The 22,604-nt window shown below is 46.6% G+C and carries 22 protein-coding genes; 17 read left to right on the top strand and 5 right to left on the bottom strand.

Annotation, left to right across the window (positions count from 1 at the left end; all coding sequences use genetic code 11):
- Nucleotides 1–13: 13 nt before the first annotated feature.
- Nucleotides 14–736 carry an NRDE family protein gene (locus AABK39_RS11000; protein WP_338391400.1) on the bottom strand — a complete coding sequence of 241 codons (723 nt, stop codon included), beginning with the start codon at nucleotides 734–736 and terminating at the stop codon, nucleotides 14–16.
- Nucleotides 737–1,178: 442 nt separating this feature from the next.
- Between AABK39_RS11000 and AABK39_RS10995 the strand changes: the two genes are divergently transcribed.
- The 7 genes from AABK39_RS10995 to AABK39_RS10965 are packed head-to-tail and all read left to right on the top strand — an operon-like array spanning nucleotide 1,179 to nucleotide 6,224.
- Nucleotides 1,179–1,622: a hypothetical protein gene (locus AABK39_RS10995; RefSeq protein WP_338391399.1), complete on the top strand. Its 444-nt coding sequence runs from the start codon at nucleotides 1,179–1,181 to the stop codon at nucleotides 1,620–1,622.
- Nucleotides 1,606–2,664 (top strand): Rieske 2Fe-2S domain-containing protein, encoded by a 1,059-nt coding sequence (locus AABK39_RS10990; RefSeq protein WP_338391398.1) that lies wholly within the window; start codon nucleotides 1,606–1,608, stop codon nucleotides 2,662–2,664. The genes AABK39_RS10995 and AABK39_RS10990 overlap by 17 nt, the downstream gene beginning before the upstream one ends.
- On the top strand, nucleotides 2,636–3,418 hold the full coding sequence (locus AABK39_RS10985; protein WP_338391397.1) for a hypothetical protein: 783 nt from the start codon (nucleotides 2,636–2,638) through the stop codon (nucleotides 3,416–3,418). The genes AABK39_RS10990 and AABK39_RS10985 overlap by 29 nt, the downstream gene beginning before the upstream one ends.
- Complete coding sequence (locus AABK39_RS10980; RefSeq protein ID WP_338391396.1) at nucleotides 3,415–3,894, top strand: YHS domain-containing (seleno)protein; 480 nt, start codon at nucleotides 3,415–3,417, stop codon at nucleotides 3,892–3,894. Before AABK39_RS10985 ends, AABK39_RS10980 begins: the two co-directional genes overlap by 4 nt.
- Nucleotides 3,895–3,897: 3 nt before the next feature.
- Complete coding sequence (locus tag AABK39_RS10975; RefSeq protein WP_338391395.1) at nucleotides 3,898–4,401, top strand: DinB family protein; 504 nt, start codon at nucleotides 3,898–3,900, stop codon at nucleotides 4,399–4,401.
- Nucleotides 4,402–4,414: 13 nt separating this feature from the next.
- Entirely contained in the window at nucleotides 4,415–5,425 is a 1,011-nt protein-coding gene (locus AABK39_RS10970; RefSeq protein WP_338391394.1) for an ATP-grasp domain-containing protein, read from the top strand.
- Nucleotides 5,406–6,224, top strand: a complete 819-nt coding sequence (locus tag AABK39_RS10965) for an alpha/beta fold hydrolase (protein WP_338391393.1) — start codon at nucleotides 5,406–5,408, stop codon at nucleotides 6,222–6,224. The genes AABK39_RS10970 and AABK39_RS10965 overlap by 20 nt, the downstream gene beginning before the upstream one ends.
- Before the next feature lie 70 nt (nucleotides 6,225–6,294).
- On the opposite strand, the gene tyrS is transcribed toward AABK39_RS10965, so the two are convergent.
- Nucleotides 6,295–7,602, bottom strand: coding sequence for a tyrosine--tRNA ligase (gene tyrS / locus AABK39_RS10960; protein ID WP_338391392.1), 1,308 nt, complete (start codon nucleotides 7,600–7,602; stop codon nucleotides 6,295–6,297).
- A 155-nt stretch (nucleotides 7,603–7,757) separates the two neighbouring features.
- Nucleotides 7,758–8,810 carry a M42 family metallopeptidase gene (locus tag AABK39_RS10955; protein ID WP_338391391.1) on the bottom strand — a complete coding sequence of 351 codons (1,053 nt, stop codon included), beginning with the start codon at nucleotides 8,808–8,810 and terminating at the stop codon, nucleotides 7,758–7,760.
- 199 nt (nucleotides 8,811–9,009) lie between these two features.
- Here AABK39_RS10955 and AABK39_RS10950 point away from each other — a divergent pair, with 199 nt between their 5' ends.
- Genes AABK39_RS10950 through AABK39_RS10940 form a run of 3 tightly spaced genes read left to right on the top strand, consistent with a single transcriptional unit; the run spans nucleotide 9,010 to nucleotide 12,781 of the window.
- A complete protein-coding gene (locus tag AABK39_RS10950) occupies nucleotides 9,010–10,809 on the top strand; it encodes a toxin-antitoxin system YwqK family antitoxin (protein ID WP_338391390.1) in 1,800 nt (599 codons plus the stop codon).
- Between the two features lie 60 nt (nucleotides 10,810–10,869).
- Complete coding sequence (locus AABK39_RS10945; RefSeq protein WP_338391389.1) at nucleotides 10,870–12,105, top strand: M16 family metallopeptidase; 1,236 nt, start codon at nucleotides 10,870–10,872, stop codon at nucleotides 12,103–12,105.
- A gap of 31 nt (nucleotides 12,106–12,136) precedes the next feature.
- A complete protein-coding gene (locus AABK39_RS10940) occupies nucleotides 12,137–12,781 on the top strand; it encodes an O-methyltransferase (RefSeq protein WP_338391388.1) in 645 nt (214 codons plus the stop codon).
- An 83-nt stretch (nucleotides 12,782–12,864) separates the two neighbouring features.
- On the opposite strand, the gene AABK39_RS10935 is transcribed toward AABK39_RS10940, so the two are convergent.
- A complete protein-coding gene (locus AABK39_RS10935) occupies nucleotides 12,865–13,677 on the bottom strand; it encodes a 3'-5' exonuclease (RefSeq protein WP_338391387.1) in 813 nt (270 codons plus the stop codon).
- Nucleotides 13,678–13,777: 100 nt separating this feature from the next.
- Nucleotides 13,778–14,269 carry a deoxycytidylate deaminase gene (locus AABK39_RS10930; RefSeq protein ID WP_338391386.1) on the bottom strand — a complete coding sequence of 164 codons (492 nt, stop codon included), beginning with the start codon at nucleotides 14,267–14,269 and terminating at the stop codon, nucleotides 13,778–13,780.
- A gap of 206 nt (nucleotides 14,270–14,475) precedes the next feature.
- Here AABK39_RS10930 and mraZ point away from each other — a divergent pair, with 206 nt between their 5' ends.
- The 7 genes from mraZ to murD all read left to right on the top strand — a co-directional run bounded on the left by mraZ (nucleotide 14,476) and on the right by murD (nucleotide 22,601).
- Entirely contained in the window at nucleotides 14,476–14,916 is a 441-nt protein-coding gene (mraZ, locus tag AABK39_RS10925) for a division/cell wall cluster transcriptional repressor MraZ (protein ID WP_338391385.1), read from the top strand.
- 40 nt (nucleotides 14,917–14,956) lie between these two features.
- Complete coding sequence (gene rsmH, locus AABK39_RS10920; RefSeq protein ID WP_338391384.1) at nucleotides 14,957–15,871, top strand: 16S rRNA (cytosine(1402)-N(4))-methyltransferase RsmH; 915 nt, start codon at nucleotides 14,957–14,959, stop codon at nucleotides 15,869–15,871.
- 32 nt (nucleotides 15,872–15,903) lie between these two features.
- Nucleotides 15,904–16,284, top strand: a complete 381-nt coding sequence (locus AABK39_RS10915) for an FtsL-like putative cell division protein (protein WP_338391383.1) — start codon at nucleotides 15,904–15,906, stop codon at nucleotides 16,282–16,284.
- 80 nt (nucleotides 16,285–16,364) lie between these two features.
- Nucleotides 16,365–18,377, top strand: a complete 2,013-nt coding sequence (locus AABK39_RS10910; protein WP_338391382.1) for a penicillin-binding protein — start codon at nucleotides 16,365–16,367, stop codon at nucleotides 18,375–18,377.
- Complete coding sequence (locus tag AABK39_RS10905; protein WP_338394682.1) at nucleotides 18,374–19,831, top strand: UDP-N-acetylmuramoyl-L-alanyl-D-glutamate--2,6-diaminopimelate ligase; 1,458 nt, start codon at nucleotides 18,374–18,376, stop codon at nucleotides 19,829–19,831. Before AABK39_RS10910 ends, AABK39_RS10905 begins: the two co-directional genes overlap by 4 nt.
- A 163-nt stretch (nucleotides 19,832–19,994) precedes the next feature.
- Entirely contained in the window at nucleotides 19,995–21,236 is a 1,242-nt protein-coding gene (gene mraY / locus AABK39_RS10900; protein WP_338391381.1) for a phospho-N-acetylmuramoyl-pentapeptide-transferase, read from the top strand.
- 24 nt (nucleotides 21,237–21,260) lie between these two features.
- Nucleotides 21,261–22,601 (top strand): UDP-N-acetylmuramoyl-L-alanine--D-glutamate ligase, encoded by a 1,341-nt coding sequence (murD, locus tag AABK39_RS10895; RefSeq protein WP_338391380.1) that lies wholly within the window; start codon nucleotides 21,261–21,263, stop codon nucleotides 22,599–22,601.
- Nucleotides 22,602–22,604: the final 3 nt, after the last annotated feature.

Raw genomic sequence — 22,604 nt, 5'->3', positions numbered from 1 at the left:
GATTTTTCGACTGTTAAGCAGTTTTTAGCTCAATACTTTTTCCATTGCCTGTTAGCCAGTCTTGATAATACATTTTGGCCGAATCGCCTTGCGCTATAATTTGTGTTGTGCTGACAGTCTGATGGGTTGACGTTTTTAGGAAGATTGGCGTTTTCGTTTCGGTCTCCATTCCATAAGTGTGGAATTCCAAAATTTTTTCGGGTGTCCTTTCCGTTAGGGTTTCAAAAGCTTCCTTATAGACATTTTCCCTTTCCAATCTTATCTCCGAAGAATAAAGCGTAGCCGATGACCAGATATGAATATTGTTTGGATCGAGATCGGTGATGTGTTTGTCGCTTCCGTCCCAGCGTAGTTCTTTGGCCTTTGTTCCGTTTTTTAGTTTTTGGGCCAACACTAGTGTGAAAGGCTCAACGCCCTCAAGATCCACTATTTGGGCGAAGTCGTCAATATGTTCAAACTCTGCCACAGACCTGACTACCAAACCTCTGCTTCTTGCGTAGGGAGGATCGGAAATGTGTTTTTCAAAAGCGCCATTCAGCAGGCAGGCGGTTATATTGTTTTCCGTCGTCAGAATCCAAGTTCCGGAAGCTTGACTGTCAATAGGCGCCAAAACGGATTTTCCGTCAATCTCGATAATATTGGGCAAGAGGGCGTTGGGACGTTTGTGTTGTTCGTCCCTGTTGGAGGTTAGTATAAAATCGTTTTTGTTGATAGGAATGAGGGTGACGGTGCACATACGAAGGTTATTGTTTGTTTGATGCGGAGTCCTTTTCGCAATGAATAAGTTGGGATCAGTACGATTTAACGCCAAAAGAAGCCGTCCGGATACTTTTTTGTAAGCAAAAATAAGAGTCTGATCCATATCCGCAATAGATAAGGATCTGGAATCGGGATAAAATAAGTCAACATAGTCTTGAAATACTATGATGGTGTCGGTCAGTTTAATTACGGCGTTGTTTTATTTGGCGCAAATTTACTTGTTGTGCGGGGTGGTTTTCGCCGTGTATTTCTTTGTGTCGGGAGCTTCTGCGCTGGACGAGGGCGTAAAAAACAGCCATTGGTCAGTAAAGCTCATTTTTTTGCCGGGGGCCGTAGGGCTATGGCCGATTCTTTTAAGGAAAGTCCTTTCAAAGAAATAAAGCTATCAGGAATAGGCATTACCGTGAAACTTTCGAGAGATGATACACAAGCTTAGAAAGAGGCATCTGATGATGTGGAAGGTGTTGTTTCTGCTGTTGGTACTGGGCCTAATCGGCTCATGGGCTTTGAGGCCAGTGTTTCCGACAGGGGAATTAGTGGGGGAAGCGACGCCGGAGCCTGAAGGCAAGATTTTGCAAGAGTATCAGGCGGGGGGGATTAAGGTGAATTTAAGAGGAGGACAACAGGTGGAGCAGCTTGAGCTGAATGTGCTTGTTCCGATAAAGTCGCCAATGGCTACGGTGTTTTGGACCGAAAAGGATAAAACAGTGCGAATGGCGGGCCAAATCGGGAAGCGGGGAGTGTACCGTTTTCCGGTGCCAAAAGAAATGCCGTATGACGGAATGGTTGTTTTTGATCCGCTGAAGGGCGATACGCTGGGAGTTGTTCAATTTCAAAAAGCAAAAAATGGGTCTGGGTTATAATTTTGTAATATGGTCGTCGCAGAAGAAAAAATACGACCGGATAATTCTGTTTTTTGTTCTCGGGTATTTGGTGTTGTATACTTTGGGCTTTGTTCTTGCAAACCCTCAAGGCTCCGTAGAAACCCTGATTATCCGGGCCACAGGTTCTTTAGCGTTATTTATGCTGACATTTATTCTCAGCATTGGCCCGCTTTCCCGCTTAGACCGAAGGCTTCTTCCGATTTTGTATAACAGGAGGCATTTGGGTGTCAGCATGTTCCTAGTCGCTACGCTTCACGGGATTTTTAATGTGGTCCATTTTCACGCTTTGGGCGATATCAATCCTTTCCTGTCTGTTTTCGCATCCAACCTTGATTATGTCTCCTTTATAAACTTTCCGTTCCAAGTTCTAGGTTTTTTTGCCTTGATAATCCTCTTCTTTATGGCTTCCACGAGTCATGATTTTTGGTTGGCCAATTTGTCTCCAAAGGTTTGGAAAGCGTTGCATATGATGGTTTACGTGGCTTTTTTACTGGCTGTCATGCATGTGGCTCTCGGCGCTTTTCAGAATGAGCGTTCTGTTTTTCTGATTGTCTGGGCTATTCTGTCGGTCTTGACGGTTACGGTTTTGCATTTGGTTGCGGGGGCAAGAGAAAAACGTAAAGACGGAGAACAGGAGCCAGTTGAAGAGGGTTGGGTTTGCGCCGGGCAAGTTGAGGAAATCCCCGAAAAAAGGGCAAGGGTGATCAACATAGGTGGAGAACGGGTAGCGGTTTATAAATACGATGGGAAGATTTCGGCGGTTTCCAATGTGTGCAAGCATCAAAATGGACCATTAGGCGAAGGTAAAATAGTGGATGGATGCATTACTTGTCCATGGCACGGATATCAGTATGAGCCCCATAACGGATCTTCGCCACCGCCATTTACGGAGAAAGTGGCGACATACAAAGTGAAGGTGGTCAAAGGAAAAGCGTTTGTGGAAGCCAAAGCCCAAAAAGAAGGCACGGCGGTGAAGCCGGCAGAGATTTCAGATGAAAAGAATTCGGACAATGAAGGATGAGTTTTATATCGGGTACATGGACAAACCGCCCCGTGGCGTGATGGGAACGGTGAAAAAGGCTGTCTTTGGGGCTTTGGCTTTTTTCCTGATTTCGGGGTTGGTTTTTGTCTTGGCGCCCAATAAATCCGATAACGCGACTTTTGAGTTGGGGGAAGTGACCAAGCTTCGGGGGGTATTATATGCGAAGCCATATCCAACATTACTTGTGGAATTTCCGGATGGAGCGTCCAAGGATGTTTTGTTGCTGGGTTACGGAAAGTTCGGGGCGCAACGAATCTTGGATGTCATCAAGGGAGAAGAAGGCCAGGTTGACGGATTTGAGGTGAGTGTATCCGGAAACTTGATTTACTACGACGGCAAGACTCTTTTTCAACTTTTGATGGACGAACCTGATTTTTTCAAAAAGTCGGTGCGGAGCCAAACTATACGGAAGAGAGAGATTTATGGGGAAGTCAGGCTGGAAGGGGAGATTATCGACCCCAAATGTTATTTCGGGGTGATGAAGCCCGGTTATGGGAAAATTCACCGCTCTTGCGCCACCCGTTGTCTTTCCGGCGGGATCCCTCCCGTGTTGATGGTTACTAGCTCTACTGGCGAAAAAGAATATTACCTTATCAAAAAAGACAATCCGGGCGAGTTTGGCGAGAGTTTTTTGGATTTTATAGCGAAACCGGTAGAAATAAGGGGAAATTTGGAACGTGTAGGAGATTGGCTCGTTATCAAGACGAATATAACTAAGCTAAAAAGTCTATGAGACGGTTAAATTTTAATGTAATGGCAAGAGGGTATATTTTAATCGGTATTTTGTTATATTTGGTAGTGGGTGCCCACGCCCAGAATGTGAAGGATTTAAATCTGGATGACGGTGTGATGGCAAAAGGTTATGATGTCGTCGCTTATTTTCAGAATAAAGCCGTTAAGGGGAAATCATCATATAAATTCAAATACCAAGGGGCCGTTTACAAGTTCTCTAGCAGTAAGAATTTGGAGGAATTTAAACAAAATCCGCACAAATACGTACCGCAATACGGTGGCTGGTGTGCGTATGCCATGGGAGAGGATGGTAAAAAAGTGGATATTAATCCAAGCACATACGAGATCTTAGACGGGAAACTGTATTTGTTTTACAATAGGTTTTTCAATAACACGAAAGAGAAGTGGGACAAAGACCCTGAGGGGTATCGGAAAAAGGCGGACCGTAATTGGGATGAGATAATTAAGAAAAATTAGAGCATGAAAACAAAGTCGGTATCCATTGAACTTTTTAAGCAATTACTTTTTGTTTGTGACCAAATAGGCGAGAAAGCCTTTACGGATAAATTGGAGATCCTGTCGGGATCAACCATCGGACAGCACATTAGGCATATCGTGGAATTTTACGATTGCCTGATGCGTTCTTCGGAAACGGGTAGTTTGTGCTACGATAAAAGGGCTCATGATAAGTCGTTGGAAAGCGATATGGGTAAGATGGTGGCTAAAATCCACGAACTTAACGGTTGGCTCGGAAGCTTGGAAAGCGACAAGACATTGGAGCTGGAAATCGCTTACCCTTTGTCCGGTGTTGATAAGGAAAAGATGGGGACAAGTGTATTGCGAGAAATAGTATATAACATTGAGCATATGATTCACCATATGGCGATTATTAAAATCGGACTCAATCAGTCATTTCCCGATTTGAAATTGCCGGCTCACTTTGGTGTGGCGCAGTCTACGGTTGTTTATCAGATGCAGAACTAATACTTAGAGGCTGTTGGCGAAGGAAAATGATTTCTTTTGGAAAAGATTGGCCAGGTTTGAATACTGGCCTTCATGGGTGTTTTACGCACCCTTTTTAATTGTATGGCTATACTATGCGATTCGTTTGCGGAGTTGGCTTTACTTTACGGCGGTAAACCCTTCCATGCATATGGGGGGGCTGTTCCGTTACAGTAAAGGGGAAGCGCTGGAGCTTCTTCCCGAAAAATACTTGCCCAAAACCCGCCGTTTCGACGAACGCCCTGAAAATGCGGAATTTTATAAAACTGATTTTGATTTTCCGTTTATCTGTAAGCCCGATTTTGGGGAAAGAGGCAAAGGTGTTTGGCTTGTAAGGAATGAGGGCGATTGGAAGAAAATCTATTCCGAACTTGACGAGCCTTTTATGCTTCAAGAGTTTGTTGAGGACGAATTGGAATTCGGGATTTTCTATTATAGGATTTTAGGAGTGAATTCCGGAGTGTTTTCGGTAACCGCAAAAGGATTTCTTTCTGCGGTAGGGGATGGCGAGTCAACTTTAAAGGAATTAATCCAATCCAATATGCGGGCCGTTGGACGTGAGGAATATCTTTTTGATCGATTTTCTTCCGAGCTAGACCGGGTATTGCCGAAAGGCGAAACGTTGGTGTTGGAACAAATAGGCAATCATTGTAGAGGTACGGAGTTTATAGATGCCAATCACCTTATCAATGACCAATTGGTCAAAGTTTTCGATGAGATTACGAAAGATATCAAGGGCTTCCATTACGGACGTTTTGATTTGAAAGTACGTTCTCTCGAAGATTTGTATAAGGGGGAGACGATTAAAGTGGTCGAGCTTAACGGAGTGAATTCCGAAGCGACACATATCTACGGACAAAATTTTACGTTAGGAAAAGCGTACGCAGTCGTGTTAAAGCAGCATAGGCTGGCGTATGAGGTAGCGAAAAAGAATCTGGAACACGGGTTCAAACCTCAGCCATTATCCACTTTCGTAAAAGAGTTGTATGCGCATTTACGGTCTTAGAGCCTTTTGGGGATTGACGTTGTTGTTCATAGCGATATCCATGGGGTGTTCTTCAAGTCAGAAAAAAAGCCATAAGAAAGTTCAGGGTTCGTATCGTTTCCAGAGTAAAGACGGTGTGTTGCATTACGTAGATTTTGGAGGCGAGGATTTGCCAGTGCTTTTGCTTGTTCACGGTTCTCCGGGTGATTATAAAGCTTTGATCAATATAGCCAACGAAAATAGGGTAAAGGAGTCTTTCCGTCCTGTTTTGGTGGATCGTCCAGGTTATGGGGAGACGAAAATCAAAAAGAAGATGACTGTCGCTGATCAGGCGAGGTTGTTTTCCAATTTGCTCGATTCTCTTGACGCTGATGAGGCGTATTTGCTGGGTCATTCTTACGGAGGAGCCGTGGTGGCGGAAATGCTGACGCTCAATAACCCAAAAGTTAAGGGAGCCCTTTTATTAGCGCCGACTTTATCGCCTAAACATCAGAAAAGGAAGTATTACAATTATTTGGCAAAAGGATTTTCGCCGGTATTGTCAAGGGGTTTGGCGTCCAGTAATAAGGAAATGTGGACACTTTCAAAAGAACTTGAAAGTCTTCAAGGGCGGTTGAATAGAATTCGGGTTCCGGTCTTGATGATGCATGGTGAAAAAGATTGGCTGGTCCCTTTTGCGACGGTGAAGTACTGTAAAGAGTATTTCTCCAATGAGTGTCTGACCGTAAAAGAATTGCCTGAAGCGGGACATTTCTTGCCTTGGAAAAATAAGGGGGAAGTTTTAGACGCTTTGAACGAATTGAAAACGAAATGTGAATAGAAAGGCGTTTGATTAAACATAAAAAAGCCAAGCGTTTCTGCGCTTGGCTTTTTCTATATATGCCTTCTGATTAGTCAGTGATTTTGGCGATAAAATAATTCTTTTTGCCTCTCTGAAGCAACAAGTATTTGCCTTGTAACAGTTCGAAATCCTGAACGGATTGCTCGCTGTCGGTCACTTTGTTTTTGTTGATGCTAACGCCACCGCCTTTAATCATCTTGCGGGCTTCGCCTTTTGATTTGAAAACGATTCCGTTTGTTGCGGTAGAGAGCAATTCGGTTACGGATTCCAAACCTTGGAGATCCGCTTTGCTGATTTCGGCTTGGGGTACGCCTTCGAAAACAGAAAGGAAAGTCCTTTCGTCGAGCGAAGTCAAATCTTCCGAAGTGGATTTTCCGAAAAGAATACCCGAAGCTTTGATCGCCGCGTCGAGATCTTCTTTTGAGTGTACCATTACGGTGATTTCCTCGGCCAATCTCTTCTGAAGCGAACGCTGGTGCGGAGCTTCTTGGTGCGTGGCTACCAATTCTTCGATTTCCGACTGAGTCAGCATCGTGAAAATCTTGATGTAGCGAACGGCGTCATCGTCAGTTACGTTCAACCAGAACTGGTAGAAAGCGTAGGGAGACGTTTTTTCCGGATCTAGCCAAACGTTGCCTTTCTCTGTTTTGCCGAATTTTTTACCGTCGGCTTTTGTGATCAACGGGCAAGTGAGCGCAAACGCCTCGCCCTGCGCTTTACGGCGAATCAACTCTGTGCCGGTAGTGATGTTGCCCCACTGATCGGAACCGCCCATCTGCAATTTGCAGTTTTTGTTCTGGTAAAGGTGGAGGAAGTCGTAGCCTTGGAGAAGCTGGTAGGTGAACTCAGTGAAAGACATACCGACTTTCGATTCTCCGTTCAGCCTTTTCTTAACGGAATCCTTGGCCATCATATAGTTGACAGTCAGGTGTTTTCCGACCTCGCGGGCGAAATCGATGAAAGAGTAACCTTTCATCCAGTCGTAGTTGTTTACGAGTTCGGCCGCGTTGGCTGAGTCGCTATCGAAGTCGAGGAATTTCTTGAGTTGCTTGCGGATGCCTTCTTGGTTTTGGCGCAAAATATCCTCGGTCAGTAAGTTGCGCTCTTCCGACTTTCCGGAAGGGTCGCCGATCATGCCCGTGGCGCCTCCGACCAATGCGATGGGCTTGTGCCCTGCGGCCTGAAGATGTTTGAGCATCATCACGCTGACCAGGTGGCCGATGTGGAGGGAATCTGCGGTAGGGTCAATGCCCACATACGCGGCTGTCAACTCTTTTTGAAATTGCTCTTCCGTGCCTGGCATTATGTCGTGGATCATTCCACGCCACCGGAGTTCCTCTACGAAGTTCTTTTCCATCTTGGCTTATCGATCGTGTTAGATGTAATTACAGAATAAATATGGTCGAAAATCACCTAAAAATACAAGGTGGCCCTGTAAATGTTGTCGGAGGACGACCAAACCACAAATCTACCAAACCCGGACGTAAGTAAAAAGCCCGGGAGGCTTAGCGTTTACGGATTCCAGTCATGGTTGTCGATATTGGCGATAGCTTCAGTGAGAAGTTTTACGCAATCGTCGATGTCCTTTGTGTTCGCCATTTCGATCACTTGGTGCAAGTGTCTTGTGGGGATGGAGATGGCTCCGGCAATAGCTCCGTACTTGCTCATAAGTTGTAAACCCGTCGTGTCGGTTCCGCCGGCGCTCAAGATTTCGGGTTGCCATTCTATTGACGCTCCTTTGGCGGTGGTCTTTAGGTAACCGACCATTCTGGTGTCGCAAATAGCCATTGCATCCATGATTTTGATCGCTGGCCCTTTGCCCAAGGCGCTTACTTGTTCGTGAGGCTGAGTGTTGGGGAGGTCAAAGGCTACAGTCGTGTCGAGCGAGATTCCAAAGTCCGGATTGACGTGTTGAGCTGCGACTCTAGCGCCTCTTACGCCGACTTCTTCCTGAACGGTGAACGTGGCATAGAAGTCGTAAGGAATTTCACGGCTTTGCAACGCTTTTAGGGTTTCTATCAGAATATAGACCGATACCCTGTTGTCGATTGACTTTGCGTTTACGCATTCGCCGATTTGTTTGAGGTCGCCTTCCCTCGTGATAGGATCGCCGATCTCTACGTATTTTTCGACTTCCTCCTTCGGTAGCCCGGTGTCGATTACGAAATCTTCGGTTTTGATCGCTTTCTGTCTTTCTTCCGGACTCATCAGGTGAACCGGTTTGGAAGCCATAACGCCAAGGATTTCCCCCTTTTTGCCATGCACGGTGACTCTCTGGGCAGTTAGGGTTTTGGGGTCGAACCCACCGATGGTTTGGAAACGGAGAAAACCGGAATCATCAATATGCTTTACGATATAGCCTATTTCATCCATATGCGCGGCCACCATCACTTTTCTGTCATTTCCGGACGTTCCTTTCTTGACAGCCACCAAGTTGCCAATGTTATCGATCTCGAAGCTATCGACTAGGCCTTCAATTTTATTGATAATCAGGTCTCTGATTGGTTTTTCGAAGCCGGAAATACCCGGTGTTTTACAAATTTCTGAGAGAGAAGATATATTCATGTTCTTTTTATTTTTGTCGAGGTTCAAAGTTTGATCCTTAGCATTTAGGAGTCAAGTTCGGGAGAGATAATTTTATTTTGTATTTCATGTAGAAAAATTGCAGAAATACTTAATGCTGTTGCATGGCGAATGTTCTAAATTAGTGGTTTGGGCGGTGAAATAGCACGACTAAGTTTTTTTGTCAGGAAAGCCGGTTTTTATGAAAGTTGTCTTTGGTCTTTTTTTGTTCTTCTCTTTGTGCTTGGGAGCTTTAGTTTCGTTTGGCCAAAAGCCCGAAGTACATCGTTTCTATGAAGGGGATATTTTGAAGGAAGCATTCCAGCTTCGAGATTCCGTTTCGGGTGTTATGGAGGGTCGGTACAGGTCGTTCTTCAGAAATGGTATTCTTGAGAGCCAAGGAGAGTACAGGGATGGTTTGCCGGACGGGAAATGGTTTTTTTATTACAAAGACGGTAGGATTCAAGCTGAAGGAACTTACCAAAAAAACATCAAAGACGGTTGTTGGGCGTATTACGCTTTGGGCGGTCGCCTTGAGCGTACGGGATGTTATGTGTCTGGAAATGAAAACGGCGAGTGGGTGACATACGGAGCTTTCGGTGAGATAAAATTTCGGGACAAGTTTGAAAATGGAAGGCATGTTGAGCGCAAGCGATATCTTCAGAATAGATCTTTGACAAGTGTGAAGACCTTTGATCGGTCGGGACTGATTTTTTTCCAAGGATTTGAGAGAGATAAGCTGTCGATGGAAGGGATGATTGTGGGGGGAGAGCGTTCGGGTTCTTGGGTTTTTTATTACGGTGATGGAAAACCGCGTGCGAAAGGCGCGTATTTAAAAGGAAAAAAAGAGGGTGTTTGGAAATATTATTACCCTTCGGGAAAACTTCGTTCAGAAGGACTTTTTGAAAACGGAAGCGCCAATGGCAAATGGAAGGAATATTACGAGTCGGGAAGACTGAGGGAGGAAGGCGTGATGGAAAAGGACAGTCCGCAAGGGTACTGGAAGATGTGGAGCGAAGACGGGAAGAGAAAAGGCGGAGTTTCTTATAAGGATGGTCTTTATACGGAAGTTTATCCTTCAGGAGCCACTAAAGTGATGGGACATATCAGGAGTGGTAAGCGTTTTGGCGATTGGAGCTTTTATAGGGAAGATGGTTCGTTAGAAGGCGAGGCGATTTACGCTCCGTCAGGCGAAGGGCATTATCGCGGGTACTATGAGGACGGACAACTCAGTATGGAAGGAACCATGCGTGATGCTAAGCGAAAAGGGTTGTGGAAGCTATATGATAAGCGGGGTGGGTTGTCAGGTTATTACCGTCCTTTTGGTGAGGTGGAAGTGGGCAAACGCAAAAAAGGAAGAAAGGGGAATCCGTCATATATGTACAAGGCCAAGCGAAAATCCAGATATTTTCAGTTTAAAAACCATGAGGCTAGAGGTTGGGTGGCAGGAATAGGTTTGGCGGGTCTTTTTAGTGGTAAGATGTCAGCTTCTGTGGAGCGGTATTGGGAAAACAGATTAGGGCTTTCGTTATCCGTAGATTATTGGGCCAGTAAAATGGGGGGACGATCTTCGGCTTTGAAACTGGGAGAAGAGCTGGAAACCAGAACGAACGTAAGGTTTGGTCAATGGTTTTATCATGAACATGGCCTTTTCGGAAATCCTTATTTCGGCCACAGAATAACTTACAGCGGTTTGACTGACGCCGTCAAAGCCAACGGAGCTGAGGCAATTCGGACTTTTAAGCGTTCAGGGAATCAAATGGCGTACGGTTGGGCGTTTGGGGTTCGCAATCAGATACCAAGGCCGGAGAAAGGAGTTGTAGGCCGGAAAAAAGGAGTCCGGGTATTTCTTGATGTGTTAGTCGGTTTAGACGGTGGGTACCGTTGGCAGGGAAAGCTAAACCATGCCGATGATGATAAACATCCATTCAAGAACGACGATTATGACAAGTTTGTACTGGAACCTAGTTTTTCCCTGACTCTGGGCCTGTTTTTTCCTTAGCTTCTAGGCTAGTCTTTCTTTTTTAGCGCTTGAATTTTTTTGGTACATTTGCGCCTTCCTATGAGAGACTACGAAATCCACGAGTTGCCGAATGGCATTCGCTTGATACATAAACACGTTCCTTATACCAAGATATCCCACTGTGGCTTTATGCTGGATGCGGGAAGTCGTGATGAGGCCGAAGACCAATGGGGCATTGCCCATTTTTGGGAACATATGGCCTTCAAAGGTACTGGGAAGCGGAAAGCGTTCCATATCCTGAATTCCATCGACGCGGTGGGCGGGGAACTGAACGCTTATACTACCAAAGAAAAAGTCTGTTTCCACGCGTCTGTTCTGGATAAATATTTCCCGAAGGCTTTTGAGCTTTTGGCCGATATCACTTTCGATTCTATTTTTCCTGAAAAACAAATCGAAAACGAAAAGCGGGTAATCTTGGAAGAAATGGCGATGTATACGGAAGTTCCGGAAGACGCCATCCAAGACGATTTCGACGAAGTGGTTTTCGGCGGACATACCTTGGGTAAGAATATTTTGGGTAGCCGCGAGAGCGTAATGGCTTTCGGCCGTGATGATTTCCGGAGGTTTATTGACGGAAATATGGATACCGGCCGAATCGTGTTTTCGTATATCGGTAGTGAACCGGCCTCCAAGGTCTTCAAATTAGGGGAAAAGCTTCTTTCTGGAATTGTAAAGAAAACGATAGAGCGTGAGCGGAAACCGTTTGAGACTTATGTCGCCAACGACAAAGTGGTGTCGAAAGATTGTTCACAGGTACACGTGGCTATCGGAAATGTCGGCTACGGGATTGGACATCCTGACAGACTGAACCTTTTCATGCTTTCCAACATTTTGGGAGGGCCGGCGCTGAACTCGCGCCTTAACTTGGCGCTTCGTGAAAAGTACGGATATGTGTACAGCATCGAAGCAGGAAGTTCGGCGATGACGGACACGGGTTTGTTCAGTATTTTTTATGCGACGGAGCCGAAATATTCCAAAAAGACCCAAGCTTTGGTTTATAAGGAATTAAAGAAGCTCAGGGAAGTGCCTTTGGGCGCAGTCCAGTTGCGTAGAGCCAAAGAGCAGCTTTTGGGGCAAATGGCGATGTCCGAAGAGAATAACCAAAGCCTGATGCTCGTTATGGCAAAGAGCCTTCTTGATTTGGGCCGTATCGAGTCTTTCGAGGCCGTGACCCGCAGGGTTCAGGAAGTTACGAGCGAAGACCTGCAAAGAGTAGCTTTGGAAGTGTTTGATGAGAAAAAACTCAGTACGCTGACATTTGTGCCCGAAGATTAGTCAGGGAAATAGTTGTTGAAAAAGAATAGAGATGGAATTTCTTCCCGAAGATATACAGGCGTATTCTGACGCCCACACCGAGGATGAGCCGGAATTGCTTTCTAGGCTAAACCGGGAAACGCATGTGAATATTATGCGTCCCAGAATGCTGAGCGGTCATTTCCAAGGCCGTTTGTTGTCTTTTATTACCCATTTGATCAATCCCAAAAAGGTTCTGGAAGTTGGGACTTACACTGGTTATTCTGCGCTTAGTATAGCGGAAGGGCTGGCTGAAGACGGGAAATTGGTGACGATTGACAAAAACGAGGAGTTGGAGTCGATGGTTCAGCAATATATTGATGAGGCTGGCTTGTCCGAAAAAGTGGAATACAGAGTAGGCGACGCCAGAGAGATTATACCGGAATTGGACGGCGGGTTCGATTTGGTGTTTCTGGATGCGGACAAAGAAAGCTACGCCACTTACTATGATTTGGTTTTCGAAAAACTGAATCCGGGCGGAGTGATTTTGGCCGATAACGTGTTGTGGAGCGGAAAAGTGATTCCGGAACGCAGAAAGAAACTGGACCGCGATACCGAAGCGATCCTCGCTTTTAACGATATGGTCAAAAACGACGACAGAGTACAATGCGTCTTGCTTCCCGTAAGGGACGGCATTATGATGGCCCGGAAAAAATAAGAGCCGAACTGCTTCTGCGGAGCATGAAAAAAGGGAGCGGATAACCGTTCCCTTTTTTCAATTCCTTTTTCCGGGCCAAATCCTTATCGACGGTTTTGGTTGAAGGCCTTGAGTTTGATGTCGGTGAGCTTTCTTTTGGTGTCTAAAGGAAAATCGCCACGCATCATCCAGTCGTAGTAGCCGGGCTCTTCGTCGAATACGTCAAGGACAGGTTTGCCTTTGTGTTTTCCGAAGTTGAAGATCTCCACTTGGTTGTCGTTGAGGGCCAAACGACCGGCCAAGTCCACCATTTTGTTAAGCGAGATCTTGTGGAGCCTGTCCACGTTGTTCTCCATTATACCGACAACGTTTCCTTGCAGGTCTTCGGCCTCTTGCCCCTCGTAGCGTTCGATTTGCGCGCAAAGCACTTCCAAAGTCGCTTGGGTGTCGGCCAATGCGCCGTGGGCGCCTTCGAGTTTCTTTCCGCAGTAGAATTTGTACGCCGCCGAAAGGTTCCTTTTTTCCATCATGTGGAAAATCTTCTGGGCGTCGACAAGTTTTCTATCCGAAACGTCGAATTCCATTCCTACCCGGGTGAATTCCTCAACGAGAACCGGGGCGTCGAAGCGGATGATGTTGAAACCGGCCAAGTCGCAACCTCCCAAAAACTGGCTGAGCTCTTGGGCTACATCAGCGAAGGTAGGCGCGTCCTTAATGTCTTCGTATCGAATGCCGTGAATCATGCTTGATTCTTCCGGGATTGGAATTCTCGGGTTCACCAAAGACACTTTTTCCACGGTGTCGCCGTTTGGCATTACTTTGATGAAGGCGTATTCCACGATTTTGTCGTGGGATATATTGGTTCCTGTTGTTTCCAGGTCAAAGAAAACCAGAGGTTTTTTCAGTTTCAGATTCATTTTGACGCTTGTTTTGATTTGTCGTCAGTAAACTCCAAAGTTAGGAATAATATCGGTCTTTGACCCGCAGGGATTCTTTTAATTCGGGCTTAAAACGGCTTTATACCAAGTGGTCGTCAATGGCTTTTTGTCGTAAGCAACCTTCGTATCTTACGGTTTCCACTCCGAACTTTCTGAGGAACTCAACACCTTCGTCAAAATCAAGGCCTTTGTATTCGGCGTACGAATTAAGGTATACAACTTTGCTGATACCGACGCTAAGAATAATCCTTGAGCAGGGAAGGCAAGGCGCCAGCGTTACATAAAGAGTGGAGCCCTCAACTTTAGCGTCATTTTTCATGGCGTAAAGTATCGCGTTTTGTTCGGCGTGCATAGCCAGCGAACAGCTGCCTTTCGAATCCCTTGCACAACCGCTTTCGGGCCATTCTTCGTCACAATTGTGCGTGTGCGCTGGGGGGCCGTTGTAGCCCACCGAGATGATTCTGGTGTCTTTTGCCAAAACGGCGCCTACGTGTTTTTTGATGCAGTGTGATCGCTTGGCCATATTGACGGCCAATTCCATGTAGATGTCGTCGAAATCGGGTCTGTCCATTTGTGTAAGAATGTGCGGGGGTAAAAACTGACCGCAATTTAGCGATAGCCGGACAGACATTCAAATCGCATTTTCGAAATATGTAAAAATGAATTTTTATTATTATTTTTACTTGAGTGGGGTTTAATGTTGAAAAGTGTTGCGAAGTGTGGTAAATGGTGGGGGAATATATATATTTGTAATGGGCCAAACTCACAAAACACGTAATGGTTTCGTTCTCTGGTGAATACGAATGCAGAATCGATCCGAAAGGACGGTTGGCTTTGCCGGCGAAGGTAAAGGCGAGGTTGCCTGAGCCATACGCCGACGAGGTCGTATTGCGTATGTCGCCCGAGCGGTGCCTGCTGATTTACGCTGTTCCGGAGTTTGAGAGGATCGCTTCGCGGATTTCCGGACTGGACGAATTCAACCCCGGCCATCGGAAATTGCAACGTCTTTTTTATCGTTCGGTAAGGGAGGTTGGCCTTGATTCGGCGGGCAGGATTTTGTTGCCCAAAGCCATGATTGCGCATGCCAATTTGGGAAAAGACGCCCTGTTGATTGGTATGGGAGACCGTTTGGAAGTCTGGAATCCGGAAATATGCGACGAATCGCTATCCGGAGAAGATTTTTCTGATTTGGCGCAAGAGTTTCTGGGCGCGGATTAGTACGTTCGCGGAATCTTTCCATAAACGAACAAACGTTAATATGACTTATCACGTTCCTGTCATGCTCAAAGAGAGCGTGGACGCGATGAATATAAAACCTGACGGCACGTATGTGGACGTCACTTTCGGGGGCGGAGGCCACACGAGGGAAATACTTAGCCGATTAGGCGAAAACGGAAGGCTTTTTTCCTTTGACCAGGACGAAGACGCCAGGGCCAACGCCGAAGGAATCGATCACCCGGGATTCACTTTGGTGGAATCAAACTTCCGTTATCTGGCCAGATATCTAAAACTCCACGGCGTACGCCAGATCGACGCCTTGTTGGGGGATTTTGGTGTCTCATCGCACCAGTTTGACGTTCCCGAAAGGGGGTTCTCAACCCGATTCGACGCGGCTTTGGATATGCGCATGGGCTTGCGGGTAGCCAAAACGGCTGCAGATGTGGTGAATGATTATAGCGAGAAGGAATTGCACCGCATACTGGGAATGTACGGTGAACTGAAGAATGCTAAAACCGTGGCGGCGGCGATAGTGTCGGCTAGGATGTCGGAACCGATCGAGACTGTGAATGGTTTGAAAGAAGCCATCGGTAAGTTTGCGCCCAGAGGCAAGGAGAATAAGTTTTTCGCCCAAGTGTTCCAAGGTCTTCGCATTGAGGTGAACGACGAGATGGGAGCCCTTGAAGATATGCTTACCCAATGTTCGCAAGTCATTAAGCCAGGAGGTCGTTTGGTCGCCATGTCTTATCATTCTTTGGAAGATCGACTGGTGAAGAATTTCATAGCGAAGGGTAAGTTTTACGGACAAGTTGAAAAGGATTTTTACGGAAATATGCTTCGCCCGTTTGAACCCGTAACGCGTAAACCGATTGTGGCTACAACAGAAGAGGTGGAAGCGAACAGCAGGGCCCGTAGCGCCAAATTAAGAGTTGCGGAGCGTACTGATTTGGCTTAAGCCTGTTTCCGGATAAGGTTATCGAAACAGATATGGCTGTCAACAGACCTAAAGTGGCACCGCCACAAGCGAAAAAGAAAAGGAAGAAATTCAACGTTTTTTTCCTGTTTGACAAAGTGCTGAACTGGGATGTCTTCTTTCAAGACGGCCTGCCGGTTAAGTATTTGCCTCAGGCCGCTTACCTGATCTTTCTGGGGATTGTCTATATCGGAAATACCCATTACAGCGGTAAGATTGGAGGTGAGATTGAATCGCTTTCCAATGAGGTGGAGGAGCTAAGGGCGGATTTTACTACGCTCAAGGCCGATTATATGTTTAAGGGTAAACAGTCCGAGGTGGCGAAAAGGGTGAAATCGATGGGTTTGAGAGAAAGCCTTGACCCGCCATACAAATTAGTGATAGAGAAGAAGTGAGTATCAAGGATTCCATATTACGCCGAGCCAGAATAGCGTTTTTGCTAGTGTTCCTAGTTAGTTTGGGAATCATTTGGCGTATGGTGAAAATACAGGTTTTCGAGGGAGAGGAATGGAGGCAAAAAGCCGAAGAAATTGGCTTGGAGTTTAGGGATATTCCCGCTACCCGAGGAAATATTTATGCTGGTGACGGTAGCTTGATGGCCACATCCATCCCTTACTACAAAGTAGCGATGGATCCAACCCGCGCTTCGAAAGAAGACTTTAAAAATGGCATCGACAGTTTAGCGATGTTGCTCAATAGGGAACTTGATGGACCGGGTAAATCGTACTACAAACACAAAATAAGCAAAGCGAGAAAGACTGGAGACCAGTATCTGGTCATTAGTCGAAAGCGAGTAAGCCATTTGCAGAAAAAGCAGATGGAGACGTGGCCGATTTTCCGAAGGGGTAGAATGAAGGGCGGAGTGATCTTCGAGAAAGTTAGCCGTCGTTATTTGCCGTTTAAGACTTTAGGCAAAAGGACTATCGGTTCGGTGAACGAAAACGGCGTGGGAGCCGGATTGGAATACAGCTTCAACAGGGAGCTGGGAGGAGCGAACGGCAAAGCCCTTTATCGTAAGGTGATGGGCGGGCGTTGGCGTCCGGAGTTTGACAATAATGCGGTGCGTCCTATAGACGGAAAGGACTTGGAGACGACGTTGGATATGAATCTTCAAGACGTAGCTTCATCCGCATTAGACAAAGCTTTGCGGTTCCATAAAGCGGACTACGGTTGCGTGATTGTAATGGAAGTCGAGACAGGTGAGATTAAGGTTTTGGTAAACTTGGAGCGAAATAAAAGAGGCAGATATAACGAGTCTTACAATTACGCTTTGGGTGGTCAGGGACTTTCGGAACCGGGTTCGACATTCAAGCTGGCGAGTATGATCGCTTTGTTTGAGGAAACGAATCTCGAACTTGAGGATATGGTAGAGACCGGCAACGGCGAGCGGGCCTTTTTTGACCGGATTATGCGCGATTCCAAGATCGGAGGGCACGGAAAGATCTCCGTCAGGGAAGTATTCGAGAAGTCTTCTAATATCGGGATTTCGAGTTTGGTGGATCAGCATTTCGGCCAAGATCCGAAGTCTTTCGTCGATTACATCAAAGAGATGGGGTTGACAGAAACCTTGGGAACCGGAATGAAAGGCGAGGGTGTTTCGTACATCAAATCTCCGGATAATAAGACTTGGAGTGGTGTCACTTTGCCTTGGATGTCAGTGGGGTATGAATTGAAAGTGACCCCGTTGCAAACTTTGGCGTTTTACAACGCTGTAGCGAATTCGGGTAAAATGGTCCGGCCAGTTTTGGTAAGAAGGGTTTTCCAAGGAACCAAAAGCTACAGCGAAACCGAACCGATCGTATTGAGAAATAAAATCTGTTCCGAAGAAACTCTGAAGAAAGTCAGGGCAATGCTCGAAGGAGTAGTGGAGCGCGGAACAGCCAGAAATATTAGGGGAACCCACTACGGCGTCGCCGGTAAGACGGGAACTTCGCAGAAATTGGTCAATGGCAGATATACGAAAACGTATTATACGTCTTTTGCGGGCTATTTTCCTGCGGATAAGCCGAAATACAGCTGTATTGTAGTCATTGACGATCCGAAAGGATATAATCAGTATGGAGCCGACGTGGCGGCGCCGGTGTTTAAGGAAGTCGCAGACAAGATTTACGCTACGGATTTGGACTTGCAAAACCCGATTCCGTTAGCTGGTAAATTGGAAGAAGGCGTTTTTCCTGTGATAAGGGCCGGGAACCGTGACGATTTGGCTACAATCTGTGAGAGGCTAGGAATAGAAAGCCAAGGAGCCAATGACGCCGATTGGGTGCGCTCTAGCGTAAATGCCGGCAAACTGTCGTGGAAACCTGCGCTTGAGGAACGTGACGTCGTGCAGGACGTGAGGGGAATGACATTGCGGGATGCGATTTTCTTGCTGGAAAACAGCGGAATGCGTGTCCATTACAGAGGACAAGGCCGGGTGGCTAACCAGTCGCTGAGTCCGGGAGCGAAAGTGAGGAAAGGAAAGCAGATCTATTTGACTTTGGAATAATGCGCTTAGAGGGACTTTTAAGTGGAATAAAAATATCGAAACGCGTAGGGACGGACGTTTCCGAAATCGGGGCTTTGCACTTCGATTCTCGGAAAGTGGAATCGGGAGACGTGTTTTTTGCCGTGCCCGGTACGCGGGTGGACGGCCACGACTATATCGAAAAGGCTTTGGAAAAGGGCGCTTCGGTCATCGTGTTGGAGCGTATGCCTGAGAAGTTTAAAGACGGTGTTTTATACCTGAAAGTGTCGAGCGCTTCTGAGGCTTTGGGGAAAATGGCTTCGGCTTTTTACGGAAATCCGTCGAAAGAACTGAAACTGGTTGGCGTAACCGGAACAAACGGAAAAACGTCGGTAGTAACGCTTTTGTACCGTCTTTTTTCCGAAATGGGATATGCGAGCGGAATGCTTTCGACAGTGGTGAACAAGATCGCTGACAGGGAAATTCCCGCTACGCATACAACTGGTGATGCGTTGCAGATTAACCGATTGTTGCGCGAAATGGCTGATTCGGGCGTTACGCATTGCTTTATGGAGGTGAGTTCGCATGCCATCGAGCAGGATCGCGTGGCAGGTCTCGATTTCGACGGGGCGGTGTTTATGAACATCACCCACGACCATCTTGATTATCACGGGACGTTCCGCAAATATATCGACGCCAAAAAGAAGCTGTTTGACGGATTGCCGAAAAGCGCTTTCGGTCTGGTGAATTCCGATGACAAGCGTGGCAATTTTATGTTGCAAAACTGCAAAGGCGCCAGAAAGACATTTGCGGTAAAGAATATGGCTGATTTCAAAGCCAAAATCGTCACTTTGGCTTATGAGGGAATGGAGCTTGATATCGAAGGTCAGTCGGTTTGGTTCCGCCTTACGGGCAAATTCAACGCATATAATCTGTTGGCCGTTTATGCTGTTGCGACATTGTTGGGCGAGGAACAAGATGAAGCTTTACGCACATTGACAGGTCTTAAAGCGGCTCCGGGACGTTTCGAAGCCGTACCGAACCAAACAGGGATTACAGCGATTGTGGACTATGCGCATACGCCTGACGCTTTGGAAAACGTACTTTCTACCATCGAAGGGCTGAGAAAGGGAGATGAGTCAGTCCTGACGGTCGTGGGATGCGGTGGTGACCGCGATAAAACCAAAAGACCGGAGATGGCCAAAATCGCCGTCGAGCTTAGCGATAAGGTCATTTTGACTTCTGATAACCCAAGAAGCGAAGACCCGGAGGCAATTTTGGCGGATATGAAAGCGGGAGTGCCAAAAGGCGACGCCAGAAGAGTATTGTCGATTACGGATAGGAAGGAAGCGATTCGGACCGCAATTATGATGGCGAAACCTGGAGACGTGATTCTGGTGGCTGGAAAAGGGCATGAGACGTACCAGGAAGTAAATGGCGTGCGTTATGATTTTGACGACCGAAAAGTCTTGGGCGAGACTTTCGGGGAGTCGTGATACAAACCAAGGCTTAGGTTTTTCGGAATTCTAGCCAAAGCGTCCCGCATTTTTTGGGGCGACATGAAAAGAGAGACTATACTAAAATGCTTTTTAGGAACGAAAGCCGTAACGCATAGGCGTCGGCGGACAGACCGGAAAGCGACCCTATCAAACGAGGAGCATGTTTTATTACCTTTTCGATTTCCTGCAACGGCAGTTTGACGTGCCGGGCGCGGGTGTATTCCAGTACATTTCATTCAGGGCCAGCGCGGCTATGCTGGTTTCGTTGTTGATTACGATTACGTTTGGCGAACGGTTGATTAACATGCTTCGCAGATTGCAAGTTGGCGAGAGTATCCGTGATCTGGGGCTCGACGGCCAAATGGAGAAAAAAGGCACGCCTACTATGGGCGGGCTGATTATTATTGCCGCTATCGTTTTGCCGGCTTTGCTTTTCGCAAAACTCGACAATGTGTACATCATCCTCTTGCTTGTTTCTACGCTTTGGATGGGTGCAATCGGTTTTCTTGACGATTATATTAAGGTTTTTAGAAAAAATAAAGAAGGTCTTGCCGGAAAGTTCAAGATTGTCGGCCAGGTAGGTTTGGGGCTTATTGTCGGATTGGTGTTGTCGTTTAACGACGGCGTTGTGGTTCGGGAATATGAGAATCAGGAAGAAAAGGCAACCGTCGAGACTTTGGCTCAAAATTCACAGCAACGTGATGCTCCCGATGGAGAATTCAAGGATGTAAAAGCTACCATAACCACTATTCCTTTCCTGAAGCATAACGAATTCGATTATCATGATTTAATCCCTTTTTTGCCGAGGGATTATACTTGGATTATTTACACGCTGATTTCGATTTTCATCGTGACGGCCGTGTCCAACGGAGCGAACCTCACGGACGGGATCGATGGTTTGGCGGCGGGATCTTCCGCCATTATCGGTGTTGTTTTGGGTGTATTCGCTTACTTGTCGGGCAACACGATTTTCTCGGAATATCTGGATATAATGTATATCCCGAATTCTGGTGAATTGGTAATTTTCTGCGCCGCTTTTGTCGGGGCTTGCGCCGGTTTTCTTTGGTACAATGCGTTCCCCGCCCAAGTATTTATGGGCGATACGGGAAGCCTTTCTATCGGTGGCGTGATCGCCGTTTTGGCGTTGACGGTTCGCAAAGAGTTGCTTTTGCCGATCGTTTGCGGGATTTTCTTCGTGGAGAGCCTTTCGGTTATCCTTCAGGTAGCCTATTTCAAATACACGAAGAAAAAGTACGGCGAGGGCAGGCGGATTTTCCTAATGTCGCCTTTGCATCACCATTATCAGAAAAAGGGAATACAGGAGGCTAAAATCGTGACTAGATTCTGGCTTGTAGGGATTTTGTTGGCGCTTTTGGCGTTGATTACATTGAAATTACGATGATTTTTTAACCGAAAATAGGGAAGGATGAATAAAAACGTAGTCATTCTTGGTGCTGGAGAAAGCGGAACAGGCGCGGCCTTATTGGCCAAGGCCAAAGGGCTGAAAGTGTTTGTGTCCGATAAAGGAGCGATAGCCGATTGTTACAAAACCGAACTCGACCTGAAAGGGATTCCTTATGAGGAAAAACGCCATACCGAGACGCTGATTCTTAAAGCGGATGAGGTGGTGAAAAGTCCGGGCATTCCGGATAGCGCTCCCTTGATCAAGAAGCTCGAGGAGAATGGGATTCCGGTGATTTCGGAATTGGAGTTTGCGTTCCGTTATACGGATTCGAAAATTGTGGCGATAACGGGCACCAACGGAAAGACTACGACTACAGGTCTGATTTACCATATTCTGGAAAACGCTGGGTTGAATGTAGGGCTGGCTGGGAATATCGGGTTTAGCTTTGCCCGGCAATTGGTTCATAACGACCGGGATTACTATGTCTTGGAGATTTCCAGCTTCCAGCTTGACGGGATGAAAGACTTTCGGGCCAATGTGGGAATCCTGCTCAATATTACACCGGATCATTTAGACCGCTACGAGAATAGCATAAAGAAATACGCTAGGTCAAAGGCCCGAATCACGATGAATCAAACGGCCGATGATCGCTTCGTTTTCTTCGAAGATGATGATTTGGTTAGCGAAATCGCTAGGCACCCAATGGGGGAAGCCGTTTCTTACGGAGTTTCGCTTCGGAATTCTGAGGCTTACGCTTCTTCGGTTGCCGACGGGCTTCGTTTAGAAGAGGCCGGGATAGAGTGGAATGTTAACGAATTTGACCTGAAGGGCCCGCACAATCGGGTGAATATGCTTTGCGCTATCGTCGCTTGTTTGGAAGTCGGGCTTGACGCTGAAACCATAAAGGAAGGAATCAGGACTTATCGGCAGGCGGAACATCGGATGGAGTTTGTCGGTGAACTGAAAGGCGTACGTTTTTACAACGACTCGAAAGCTACAAACGTGGATGCTGTGAAATACGCTTTGGAAAGCTTTGACGAACCGATAATCTGGGTTGCGGGTGGTACTGACAAGGGAAACGATTACAGCGAGCTGGAACATTTGGTGAAAGACAAAGTGCGGGATTTGTTGTGCTTGGGGGTCGAGAATTCGAAGCTAAAATCAAGCTTTGCAAATGAATTGCCCGTCAGTGAATTTACGGATGTGAAAAAGCTTGTCAATTATGCGCTTGAGATCGCCAATGCCGGTGATGTGGTACTGCTGTCACCCGCTTGTGCGAGTTTTGACCTGTTCAAAAATTATGAGGACAGAGGCCGGCAGTTCAAAGACGCCGTATTGGAACAGATAGCGGCTACGCTTTAAGAG

The organism is Fulvitalea axinellae (assembly GCF_036492835.1).
Taxonomy (GTDB): Bacteria; Bacteroidota; Bacteroidia; order Cytophagales; family Cyclobacteriaceae; genus Fulvitalea; species Fulvitalea axinellae.
Note: the sequence above shows the minus strand (reverse complement) of the source record. Positions and strands in the feature narration are given on the sequence as shown.

Coding starts and splice junctions, on each gene's coding strand:
- AABK39_RS11000 (WP_338391400.1), bottom strand. CDS start 736: ATGTGCACCGTCACCCTCATTCCTATCAACAAAAACGATTTTATACTA.
- AABK39_RS10995 (WP_338391399.1), top strand. CDS start 1,179: ATGATACACAAGCTTAGAAAGAGGCATCTGATGATGTGGAAGGTGTTG.
- AABK39_RS10990 (WP_338391398.1), top strand. CDS start 1,606: ATGGGTCTGGGTTATAATTTTGTAATATGGTCGTCGCAGAAGAAAAAA.
- AABK39_RS10985 (WP_338391397.1), top strand. CDS start 2,636: ATGAAAAGAATTCGGACAATGAAGGATGAGTTTTATATCGGGTACATG.
- AABK39_RS10980 (WP_338391396.1), top strand. CDS start 3,415: ATGAGACGGTTAAATTTTAATGTAATGGCAAGAGGGTATATTTTAATC.
- AABK39_RS10975 (WP_338391395.1), top strand. CDS start 3,898: ATGAAAACAAAGTCGGTATCCATTGAACTTTTTAAGCAATTACTTTTT.
- AABK39_RS10965 (WP_338391393.1), top strand. CDS start 5,406: ATGCGCATTTACGGTCTTAGAGCCTTTTGGGGATTGACGTTGTTGTTC.
- tyrS (WP_338391392.1), bottom strand. CDS start 7,602: ATGGAAAAGAACTTCGTAGAGGAACTCCGGTGGCGTGGAATGATCCAC.
- AABK39_RS10955 (WP_338391391.1), bottom strand. CDS start 8,810: ATGAATATATCTTCTCTCTCAGAAATTTGTAAAACACCGGGTATTTCC.
- AABK39_RS10950 (WP_338391390.1), top strand. CDS start 9,010: ATGAAAGTTGTCTTTGGTCTTTTTTTGTTCTTCTCTTTGTGCTTGGGA.
- AABK39_RS10945 (WP_338391389.1), top strand. CDS start 10,870: ATGAGAGACTACGAAATCCACGAGTTGCCGAATGGCATTCGCTTGATA.
- AABK39_RS10940 (WP_338391388.1), top strand. CDS start 12,137: ATGGAATTTCTTCCCGAAGATATACAGGCGTATTCTGACGCCCACACC.
- AABK39_RS10935 (WP_338391387.1), bottom strand. CDS start 13,677: ATGAATCTGAAACTGAAAAAACCTCTGGTTTTCTTTGACCTGGAAACA.
- AABK39_RS10930 (WP_338391386.1), bottom strand. CDS start 14,269: ATGGACAGACCCGATTTCGACGACATCTACATGGAATTGGCCGTCAAT.
- mraZ (WP_338391385.1), top strand. CDS start 14,476: ATGGTTTCGTTCTCTGGTGAATACGAATGCAGAATCGATCCGAAAGGA.
- rsmH (WP_338391384.1), top strand. CDS start 14,957: ATGACTTATCACGTTCCTGTCATGCTCAAAGAGAGCGTGGACGCGATG.
- AABK39_RS10915 (WP_338391383.1), top strand. CDS start 15,904: ATGGCTGTCAACAGACCTAAAGTGGCACCGCCACAAGCGAAAAAGAAA.
- AABK39_RS10910 (WP_338391382.1), top strand. CDS start 16,365: ATGGTGAAAATACAGGTTTTCGAGGGAGAGGAATGGAGGCAAAAAGCC.
- mraY (WP_338391381.1), top strand. CDS start 19,995: ATGTTTTATTACCTTTTCGATTTCCTGCAACGGCAGTTTGACGTGCCG.
- murD (WP_338391380.1), top strand. CDS start 21,261: ATGAATAAAAACGTAGTCATTCTTGGTGCTGGAGAAAGCGGAACAGGC.